This window comes from Desulfovibrio sp. TomC (assembly GCF_000801335.2).
Classification (GTDB): domain Bacteria; phylum Desulfobacterota; class Desulfovibrionia; order Desulfovibrionales; family Desulfovibrionaceae; genus Solidesulfovibrio.
This window is the reverse complement of the sequence record NZ_JSEH01000004.1, coordinates 248,130-257,605: the sequence shown is the minus strand read 5'-3', so window position 1 is coordinate 257,605 and position 9,476 is coordinate 248,130. Positions and strand designations below refer to the sequence as shown.

The 9,476-nt window shown below is 63.3% G+C and carries 7 protein-coding genes and 1 pseudogene; 6 read left to right on the top strand and 2 right to left on the bottom strand.

The genetic code is table 11. The features are described from left to right. The first annotated feature begins 769 nt into the window (after window positions 1-769). On the top strand, window positions 770-2,323 hold the full coding sequence (locus NY78_RS05770) for a flagellar hook protein FlgE (protein ID WP_043632886.1): 1,554 nt from the start codon (window positions 770-772) through the stop codon (window positions 2,321-2,323). Window positions 2,324-2,335: 12 nt separating this feature from the next. Here the strand turns inward: NY78_RS05770 and NY78_RS05765 are convergent, their stop codons facing one another. Together NY78_RS05765 and NY78_RS05760 are read right to left on the bottom strand one after the other, a co-directional pair. Beyond that, window positions 2,336-3,613: a CgeB family protein gene (locus NY78_RS05765; protein ID WP_043632884.1), complete on the bottom strand. Its 1,278-nt coding sequence runs from the start codon at window positions 3,611-3,613 to the stop codon at window positions 2,336-2,338. 3 nt (window positions 3,614-3,616) lie between these two features. Then, window positions 3,617-4,885 (bottom strand): glycosyltransferase family 9 protein, encoded by a 1,269-nt coding sequence (locus NY78_RS05760; protein WP_043632883.1) that lies wholly within the window; start codon window positions 4,883-4,885, stop codon window positions 3,617-3,619. 91 nt (window positions 4,886-4,976) lie between these two features. Here NY78_RS05760 and NY78_RS05755 point away from each other — a divergent pair, with 91 nt between their 5' ends. The 5 genes and pseudogenes from NY78_RS05755 to tilS form a co-directional block, all read left to right on the top strand. Then, window positions 4,977-5,669: a precorrin-2 dehydrogenase/sirohydrochlorin ferrochelatase family protein gene (locus NY78_RS05755; protein ID WP_043632880.1), complete on the top strand. Its 693-nt coding sequence runs from the start codon at window positions 4,977-4,979 to the stop codon at window positions 5,667-5,669. After that, window positions 5,656-6,525, top strand: a complete 870-nt coding sequence (locus NY78_RS05750) for a cytochrome C assembly family protein (RefSeq protein WP_043632877.1) — start codon at window positions 5,656-5,658, stop codon at window positions 6,523-6,525. The genes NY78_RS05755 and NY78_RS05750 overlap by 14 nt, the downstream gene beginning before the upstream one ends. Beyond that, a complete protein-coding gene (gene hemA, locus NY78_RS05745; RefSeq protein ID WP_043632874.1) occupies window positions 6,488-7,849 on the top strand; it encodes a glutamyl-tRNA reductase in 1,362 nt (453 codons plus the stop codon). Before NY78_RS05750 ends, hemA begins: the two co-directional genes overlap by 38 nt. A gap of 3 nt (window positions 7,850-7,852) precedes the next feature. Next, on the top strand, window positions 7,853-8,188 hold the full coding sequence (locus NY78_RS05740) for a hypothetical protein (protein WP_043632871.1): 336 nt from the start codon (window positions 7,853-7,855) through the stop codon (window positions 8,186-8,188). Window positions 8,189-8,205: 17 nt separating this feature from the next. Next, a pseudogene (gene tilS / locus NY78_RS25720) lies at window positions 8,206-9,039 on the top strand (tRNA lysidine(34) synthetase TilS); the annotation flags it as partial. Window positions 9,040-9,476: the final 437 nt, after the last annotated feature.

Here is a 9,476-nt window from a genome sequence, read left to right as displayed (position 1 = left end):
CATGGCTTACTAAATCACCCAACTCGCTATTTAATTGTCAAAGACCGTGTCGCTCAAGCGACTCGTCGCCGTTTCCGGCGTCTTGCAGGAGGAGGGAAACTATTCGTTTCCTCCGTCCCCGTCAAGCACTTTTTTTCAAATCCCGTCCGCCGTTTGCGTCCGGTCCGGGTCGCGGCTTCCCGCTTGCGGAGGAGAGCTTCTACGCTTCCCCGCCAGCACCGTCAACCCTTTTTTTTCAACTTCGTTTCGCCTCGCGGCGACCCGTCCGTTTCCGGTTTCCCGAAGCGGAGGAGAGCTTCTACGCTTCCCTGCCCGGCCCGTCAACGTCTTTTTTCACTCAACCCGAAGCGCCGTTGCGCCTCGTCCCGTGTCGCGGCTTTCCGCAGCGGGCTGGCTTATCTACCTGCTCCTGCGATGCCCGTCAACCCGTTTCTACTCAAAAATCAAAAAACAGCCCCGCTGCAACGTGATCTTCACAATCTTCGTCAGCGCGGACTTTGATATCTACCTGCGGGCCAGGAACTTGTCAACTCCGTTTTTGCGCTCCCTGCGTTCTCCCCCTTTTCTCTCGACCTCTCGCCACTTGGCCCGGGTCCTGCAATCCTGCCTGCAAGCGGCAAGGTTTGCCCGGCCCGACGATCCCACCTGCCGCTTCCGGCGTGGGATGGCCGCGAAAACTGAAGTTGCAGCCCGATATGCCAGTGCCTCCCGGGCCGGCATAGGATCAGGCAGGCAATTCCTGCCGTCTGGGCGACAAGGAAGGTGGAGCATGAGCGCGATCTGGACAGGGGTTTCGGGACTCCTCAGTTATAGTCAGGGCATTGCCACCACGGGGAGCAATCTCGCCAACGTCAATACCGTCGGTTACAAGTCGTCGCGCATGCTCTTTGCCGACATGATCAGCACCATGGCCGGAGGCACATCCGACGGCAGCCAGATCGGTCAAGGCGTCCAGGTCGGCTCCACGGCCCTTCAGACCTCGGTGGGCAGTCTCGTTGACGCCAGCAATTCCACTGACATGGCCATCAACGGGGAGCATGGCTATTTTATCGTCAAAGACACTGCCAATGATAAGACATACTACACCCGGGCTGGAGACTTCAATTTTGACAAGAGCGGCAGCCTTCTCTCGGCTACAGGTTTGAATGTTCAGGGTTGGGCCGTTGATCAGGACGCTATTTTGTCGGCTAAGCGCAATAATGTTGTTCTATCAGAGGTGCCAACAACCGGAGCAGTTACTGACATCAAGATAACAGATTTTACCATTCCGGCCCAATCAACCGGAACAATGGAAGTTGTAACAAATCTTGACAGTCAAAGCGACGTCGGTGCTCTTGACGCAACCGATCCGTATTTCACGATGTTTAAGAATTACAACGCCAATAATGCCACACCGGTGGCTGACTCAGACTACTCGGCCACCATCAAGATATACGATTCCGAGGGTACGGCCCATACCGCGACCGTGTATTATTCCAAGACCAGCGACGAATCCGGCAAGGAATATTGGGAGTACATGGTGACCGTTCCCCCAAAGGAGGACGGCAGCAGCGTGACTGGCGGGACCGACAAGGCCGGCGTCCTCATGATCGGCACCATGACCTTCTCCGCCCAAGGCGTCATGGAAAATGAGACGGCCTTCACGCCCAGCGGCGATCCGACCAGTCTTTCAAACTGGACCCAGGCCAGCCTGACCTCCTCCGGGGTTCCGGAGTTCTCGGCCACTTTCAAATCCGCCTCAAACGGCTCTGCCCTGACCGCCCAGACCGTTGCCTTCAAGTCGGGGCTTTCCGCCTCGGGAGGCAGTTGGAGTTCCTCCAGCGCCGCCACCGCCGCCGCTATCGGCACCAAGGCCTCGGCCAATGCCGGCTTTGATGCCTCCAAGACGCACAATGCCGTCAACTGCACCACCAACTATGCGACCTCGTCCTATACCCAGACGACCAGCCAGGACGGATATGCCAAGGGTGAGATGACCGCCACCAATGTCGACGAGAACGGGGTGTTGTGGGGAACCTTCACCAACGGACAGACGAAGGCGCTCTACGTTTTGGCCCTGGCCGACTTCGTCAACCCGACCGATCTCTACCGCAACGGCAACAACCTGCTCTCCCCCACCGAGGAGTCCGGCAAGGCCAAGGTTGCCCGGGCCAACTCCGGCGTTCTCGACGGGATTTCCGGCAACACCCTGGAGTCGTCCAACGTGGATATGGCCACTGAGATGGTCAACCTCATCGTCAATCAGCGGGCTTTCCAGGCCAACTCCAAAGTCGTGACCACGGCCGAGGCCATGATGGAAAAGGCCCTGGAGATCAAAAAGTAAGCTCGCCGGGACTCACGAGCCGGCGTACTGTTGCTGCCATTCATCCAGGAACAGCAGGGACGTCTCCAGGGGAGTCAGCCGCCCTTGCCTGGCCCGCACTGCGGCGATGAGATCGGGAAAGGTCACGTCGGCCGGGAGCGAGAGGTCCTGCAAAAGTGTTGCCGTCTCGTCGCGCAGGGGTTGGGGCAACCCGGCCAGGGCGCTCTGCGCCGTCTCCCGGCCGGCTGGCCAGTCTGGGAAGCACTCGGCCACGAAGCCAAGCAGCTGCTCCATGCGATGGCGGTAGGTATGCTCGGCCAGGGCTCGGGTCCGGGCCCGCGCGGCATACGCCTCGCGCTCCCCGGGGTGGGCCAGGAAATAGTCCAGTTTCTCGCGCAACTCCTCCATATTCGCAAACCGGACCAATTCATCCCCGGCAAAAAGCTCCGGCAAAAGCGTCCTGTCGCTGACCAGCTGAAACGCCCCACACATGGCCAGCTCGAAGGTGCGCGGGTTGACGAAATCCCCGGCCGGCACGAGTTCCTTGGGGGACATGCTGGAATGGAGATTGAGGTTGACGGTTGCGGCACTGAATATCTTGACCGCCTCTTCCGTGGCGATGCGCCGCCCGGCCAGGCGCACCCTTCCGGACAGGACCGCGTCGCCGTCCCAGTCGCTGCCGAAAATTCCCAGATTATAATCAAGCAGTCTGGCAAAGGCCAGACGTCGGTTCGGATAGCCCGCGCCCATAAACGACACCTCGGCTCCGTAGGTGCGCCGCTCCACGGCCGAAACTTCCAGCGGCCGATGCACGGCCGGATCCGCGGCCATGGGCAGATAGACGACATTGGGCTGGCCGATGGCGGTAAGCTTTTGGGCAAAGGGCTCTTTCTGGATAACGGCAAAGACATCATAATAGGGCGCGAAGGCTTCCCAATAGGTAAATATCCGAAAATCTTCGACAAACCACATGGCGGTTTTGACCCCGTCCCGGCGCAGGCGTTTTAAGGCCTGGCGCGACAACGGAGCCTGAGCCAGAGCCAGGACCAGATCGGGGCCAAAGGTCTCAACCTTGGCGCAGATGGCCTGGGAAATGACCTGCAGAAAGCTGTTTTCCAGATATTCCAGGCGGTCGGAAGTGACCCGCAAGGTCTTGAGGGCCTCAAAGGCCCCATAGAACTGCGGCGCTTCAAAGACCTCCACCACATGGCCAAGCTCCGCGAAAGCCGAGGCGCAAAACCGCCCAACCGGCAGCGAACCGCCGTACATGGGCAACACAACCAATATCCGCAAGGTCTTCTGTTCACCCATTGCCTACCACTCCCCGCTTCCTGGCCGCTCTGGCGGCGGCAAGACCCAGTCTGTTTCCATCAAAAGGCGCTCGGCCAGCTCCCGCCCCGCAGCCGCCTCGGTTGCAGCCGCAGCTGCCCCGAGCAGACGCCGCCTGAGGAAATCCCGAAACCTCTGCCGGGCCGCAAGCGAGGCATCCTCCCCGCGCGCCAGCCGGCACACCGCGCCAAGATCGTCGCAATCCGTGGCAAAAAGAGCCAGCTTCGGCGGCAGGTCAGCCTTGGCCGAACCGGCCAAGGCCCGCTGGAAGCCGGGATCGGCAAAGGGCAGACGGCAGATCTGCCCCTGGTCGCACGGGGCTGATTCCAGGCAGGGCGCGCACGGGGCGGTGGCCTGCCAGACCTCGTGGCCGACGCCATACGGGCCGGTCTCGTGGCACCAGGCCGAGGACAGAAAAAAGGCCGTCGTCGGCACGCCATAGAAGGCGGCCAGATGCATGGCCCCGGTGTCCGGGGTGATCAGCCGGTCAAGCCCGGCAATGGCGTCGCACAGACCAGCCAGATCGGTCTGGCCGGTCCGGTCGTCGCAGACCGCAGCCACGGTCGGATCGAGCTTTCGCAAAAGCGAGCGGGCCTCGCCGGCCTGGGCGGCGGTGCCAAGCAGGGTCAGCCGGCTGGCCCTGCCGGCCCGAAACAGGGTGCGCACGATGGGGGCCAGGATGTCGGGCGAAAGCGACCGACGGGCCGCACGTCCGGCCAGGGCCACGCCAAGACCGCCGCCGCGCGGCACGGCCACGGGATTGACCTGGGCGGCCGGCAACGGATCGTCATCAAGATGCGCCCAGATATCGGCCAGATTGAGCCCGCTGCCGCGCCGGTCCCGGGCGATGCGAAAGACCAGCCGCAAAAGGGCGTCCTTGTCGGTCTGGCCGGCGTATTGGCGGTAGCCGCGCTGGACCTCGGGCGGGAACATGGCGGTGACGGCCATGCCAAGGGGCGAAAAATTGAGGCAAAAGACCCGGTCAAAGTCGCTGGCCGCCAGTTCGCCGCAGGTCTGTCTGGCCAGCATGACCGTCTCGGCGGCATTGCGCCCTGGCCCGGCATGGGCCGGCAGGCTGTGGACCTGGGCAAAAGGATAGAGCCGCCCGGCCAGCCCGGCCAGGGAGCGGTCAACGGCCAGATGGACCTCGCCGCCGCCGGCGGCCGCAGCCTTGGCCTCAAGGCCGGCCAAAAGCCGCCGGGTCTGGACCAGATCGCCCAGCCGGGCCAGCTGCAAAACCAGAAAGCGCGCCATACCCATACCGTCCAGCGGTCACGAAACCGAATGATTCATGTGAAAAAAAGCCCTTTCCGGTCCAAGTGTTCTTCTGCTATAGGAGGCTTCCATGCGGTATTATCCTATTTACGTCAATCTGCGCGGCAAACGCTGTCTGGTCGTCGGCGCAGGCCAGGTCGGACAGCGCAAGATCGCCACCCTGGCCGAGTGCGGCGCCGAGGAGATTCTGGTCATCGACCTCGCCCCGGCTGCGGACACCTGCGCCGGCCTGCTGACCCATCCGGCGGTGGTCTTTGCCTGCCGCCACTACGAAACCACCGATCTCGACGGCCGGTTCCTGGTTATTGCCTCCACCGACGACGAAGCGCTCAACTGGCGCATCAGCCGGGAGTGTGCCGAGCGGGGCATCCCGTGTAATATCGTGGATCAGCCGGAAAAATGCAGCTTCATCGTGCCGGCCCTTTTCACCCAGGGCGACCTGACGGTGGCCATCTCCACCGGCGGCGGCTCGCCGGCCCTGGCCCGCAAGATCCGCCAGGGTCTGGGGGAATTCCTCGGGTCTGAATACGGGGCGCTGTTGCTCCTCATGAGCCGGCTACGGCCTCTGGTGATGGCCCTTGACCTGGGTACGCCGGCCAATTCCAGGCTCTTCCGCGATCTCGTCAACTCCCCCCTGCTCGAAGCCCTGGACCAGGGCGATGCGGCCCGGGCCGAGGCGGTCTTATGCGAGATTTTGCCCGCTTCCCTGCACGGCGAGGCGGCCGGGCTTGTTTCGGGAGCGCTATCCCATGACGGCAATTAACATTCTCTTCCTGCTGGTGGTGGCCGGGTATTTCCTGGGCGCTGCCGTGCATCTGCTGGGCGTGGTCACGGCCAAACCCGGGCTGCGCCGGGCCGGCTGGCTGCTCACGGTTGGCGGATTTGTCTGCCATACCCTCGATCTGGCGGCGTTGCTCGTGGTCGAAGGCGGCATGGCCTTTTTGTCCGGGGAATTCTATTTCAGCCTGCTGGCCTGGAGCCTGCTGCTGATCTGCCTGTTTTTGTGGTGGCGGCTTCGCCTGGGGATGCTTGGGCTGCTCGCCTCCCCCCTGGCCCTGTTCCTGTTTCTGTCCTCCCAGGCCGTGACTGCGGCCCGGATGCCGCTCCCAAAGGCCCTGGGGGGCCTCTTTTTCGGGCTGCATATCGGGGCGCTCTTTCTGGCCATAAGCCTCCTGGCCATGGCCAGCGGAGCCGGGGCGGCCTATCTCTATCTGGAACGCAAGATCAAGACCAAAGAGAAGCTTGGCGGCTTTGCCAAGGCCCTGCCGGCCCTTTCCACCTGCGATACCGTCAACCGCTGGGCGGTGGCAGCCGGTTTTCCGCTCTACACCCTGGGCCTGCTCTCGGGCTTTGTCTGGGCCAAGCTCACCTGGAACCGTATCTTTTCCTATGATCCCAAGGAAGTGACAGCCATCTGCATCTGGATGCTGTTCGCCTTTCTGTTCCATCAGCGTCTGATGTTGGGCTGGCAGGGACGCAAACCCGCCCGCATGGCCATCTGGCTGTTCGGGTTGACCCTTGTGTCCATGCTGGTCATCAATTTCTTCATGCCCACACACCATAGTTTTGCGCGATATATCGATGGAGCATCAGATTTACCTGTTTGGCCTCAACCATAAGACCGCCGGCGTAGAAATTCGGGAAGCGTTTGCCCTGGGTGAACGTCCGAAACTCGGCGAACTTCTGGTTCATGGCGAGGCACGCCTGCGTGAGGTGCTGGTTCTTTCCACCTGTAACCGGGTGGAAGTGCTGGTGGCTGACGCCGTGGGGCGCGATCCCAAAGCCGCTGTTCTTGCGGCCTGGGCCGAGCAGTGCGGCCAGAATCCGGCCACCCTGGCCCCGCATCTCTATGCCCACGAGGGGCTGGCCGCGGTGGAGCATCTGTTTTGCGTGGCCTCGGGCCTGGACTCCCTGGTCCTTGGCGAACCGCAGATTTTGGGGCAGCTCAAGGCCGCCTACCGCTACGCGGTCGCCTCCCACACCGCCGGGGTCATCACCAACAGGCTGTGCCACAAGGCTTTTTCCGTGGCCAAGAAGGTGCGGACAGCCACCGGCATCGGGGCCAGCGCCGTGTCCATCAGCTATGCGGCCGTGGAACTGGCCAAACGCATTTTCGGCGAGATGGCCGGCAAAAAGGCCATGCTGGTCGGGGCCGGGGAGATGGCGGAACTGGCCGCCATGCACCTGCTCAATGCCGGGGTGTCGGAAATTCTCGTGGCCAACCGCACCTATGCCCGGGCCGAGGAGCTGGCCGGACGCTTCAAGGGCCGGGCCGTGGCCTTTGAAGAGTTCATCACGCGTCTGCATGAGGTGGATATCGTCATCAGCTCCACCGGCGCGCCCCATGTGGTCATAAAGGCCCGGGACGTGCGCGGCGTGCTCAAGGCCAGACGCCACAAGCCCATGTTTTTCATCGATATCGCTGTGCCGCGCGATATTGATCCGGACATCAACAGCCTGGACAACGTCTATCTCTACGATATCGACGATCTCCAGGAAGTCGTTGAGGAAAACCTGGCCCAGCGCCGCGAAGAAGCGGCCCGGGCCAGGGATATCATCGGGTTGCAGGTGGAACGCTTCGGCGAATGGCTCAAATCCCTGGCCATAAAGCCCACTATCGTGGATATGTTGGGAGCCGGCGAAACCATTGCCCGTCGGGAACTGCAAAAGACCCTGCGCCGCCTTGGACCGGACGTCTCCGAGGAGACCCGGCTGGCCGTGGAAACCCTGTCCCTGTCCATCAGCCGCAAGCTGCTCCATGAGCCTATTGCGTTTCTCAAGCGCCGGGCCAAGGAAGATCACGGGGAACGGTTTATCGACCTCACCCGACGCATGTACAACCTGGACCGCGAGAAAGTCCCCAAGGACGCCCACGCGGACCGCAAACCGCCGAAAGACGCCGATGATGCCGGTGACTTCGACGCGACGGATGCAAGCGAGTAAACCATGCGATCCTATCTGATCGATGAAGTATCCGCCGACAATATGGAGCAGATCGAGCGCAACCTGGCCGAAAAAGGCTTCAAGGGGCCGCTTGACCATATTTACTACATCCCCTTCCCCCAGGAGATGCTCAACGACGAACAACAGCAGCACTATGACGAGTGCGGACCCTACATGCTCGTCCTGGAAACCGGCCGCAACTGGCTCAAGCTCGAACTGCTCGTGCGCGGCCGCGGCAAACTGCGTTGTTCCTGCATCAGCTACTGCACCCCGGAGCAGCGCCAGCAAATGATCGATTTCCTGGACAACTTCATCCGGGAACTTGACATTCCGGCCTAGGCCCAAGGCCCTGGAAGATGCTTTGGCGTTTTCCAGGGCGCTCAAAGCGCCTTCTTCTCCCGCTGTGCCGGGGCGGGCCAGGCAGGCCCCGGGTGCAGCCCACAGGCGCAACCACCCCGGCTACGCTTTGCCCCCACCATGGGCCGCCCCCTATGCACACCACTTCGCCGCCTGATCCGTCTCCGGCCCCAGCCCCGGATAGCCGCCTGACCCTGGCCGCGCTGCCCCCCCGGGCCGCCCGGCTGAGTCTGGCTGTGGCCCGGTTTCTGACCGGCCCATGCGGCCACGATCCGGCCGGCGCGACCTGGATCGTGGCCCTGTCCGGCGGGCCGGATTCCACGGCCCTGCTCGCCATGGCTGTGGTCCTGGCTCCGCGCCTTGGCCTGGCCAACCTCGTTGCGGCCCATCTCGACCATGGCCTGCGCCCGCAGTCCGCAGCCGAAGTCCAGGCGGTCCAGGCCCTGTGCCAGGGGCTGGGGGTTTCCCTGCACACCTGCCGCACCGATGTGGCCGCCCTGGCCCGGGAGAGCCGCACCGGCCTGGAAGACGCCGGCCGGCAGGCCCGCTATGCCTTTTTCAGCGAGCTGCGTGCCGCCTCTCCCAACGCCTGGACCCTGACCGGCCACCAGTTAAACGACTTGGCCGAGGACCAGTTCATGCGCCTGACGCGCGGCGCAGGCTGGCCGGCCCTGGGCGGCATGCCCGCCGTCGATCCGGACCGGCGCATCCTGCGGCCGCTGTTGCTCACGCCCCGAAGGGCCATCGACGCCTTTGTGGCCGCCCTCAAACTGCGGACGCTTTGCGACCCGTCCAACACCGACCCGGCCTTTCTGCGAAACCGCGTGCGCCAAACCATGCTGCCGGCCGCCCTGGCCGAAAATCCCCGCTACCTGGGCGCGGCCGCCCGCCTTTGGCAGCAGGCCCGCCTGGATGCCGACTTCTTCGCCACCACCCTGCCGCCGGTCCCGGACCCGACCCGATTATCCCGATCGCTTCTGGCAACCGCCCACCCGGCCACCCGGTTGCGGCTCTACCGCCGAGCCCTGGCCGCGCTGGGTCCGGGTCAGGCCCTGGCCGACGGACTCTTCGCCCTGGACGACGCGGTCAACCGCCGGGCCACCGGCCGCATATTTCAGTTTCCAGGCGGCAAGGCAGCCCGCATTACCCCCGAAGGTCTGGTCTTTTCCCGGCAGCCGAATGGTCGGCCCGGACGGGAATCACCATTGACAGGGCTGGCCCGCGGGGGTAATGAGGCCGATTGTGAAAAATCAAACATGGAGGCAGTCCC

What these genes read in the sequence shown, in the direction of transcription:
- NY78_RS05770 (WP_043632886.1), top strand. Translation starts at nt 770, where the DNA reads ATGAGCGCGATCTGGACAGGGGTTTCGGGACTCCTCAGTTATAGTCAG.
- NY78_RS05765 (WP_043632884.1), bottom strand. Translation starts at nt 3,613, where the DNA reads ATGGGTGAACAGAAGACCTTGCGGATATTGGTTGTGTTGCCCATGTAC.
- NY78_RS05760 (WP_043632883.1), bottom strand. Translation starts at nt 4,885, where the DNA reads ATGGCGCGCTTTCTGGTTTTGCAGCTGGCCCGGCTGGGCGATCTGGTC.
- NY78_RS05755 (WP_043632880.1), top strand. Translation starts at nt 4,977, where the DNA reads ATGCGGTATTATCCTATTTACGTCAATCTGCGCGGCAAACGCTGTCTG.
- NY78_RS05750 (WP_043632877.1), top strand. Translation starts at nt 5,656, where the DNA reads ATGACGGCAATTAACATTCTCTTCCTGCTGGTGGTGGCCGGGTATTTC.
- hemA (WP_043632874.1), top strand. Translation starts at nt 6,488, where the DNA reads ATGGAGCATCAGATTTACCTGTTTGGCCTCAACCATAAGACCGCCGGC.
- NY78_RS05740 (WP_043632871.1), top strand. Translation starts at nt 7,853, where the DNA reads ATGCGATCCTATCTGATCGATGAAGTATCCGCCGACAATATGGAGCAG.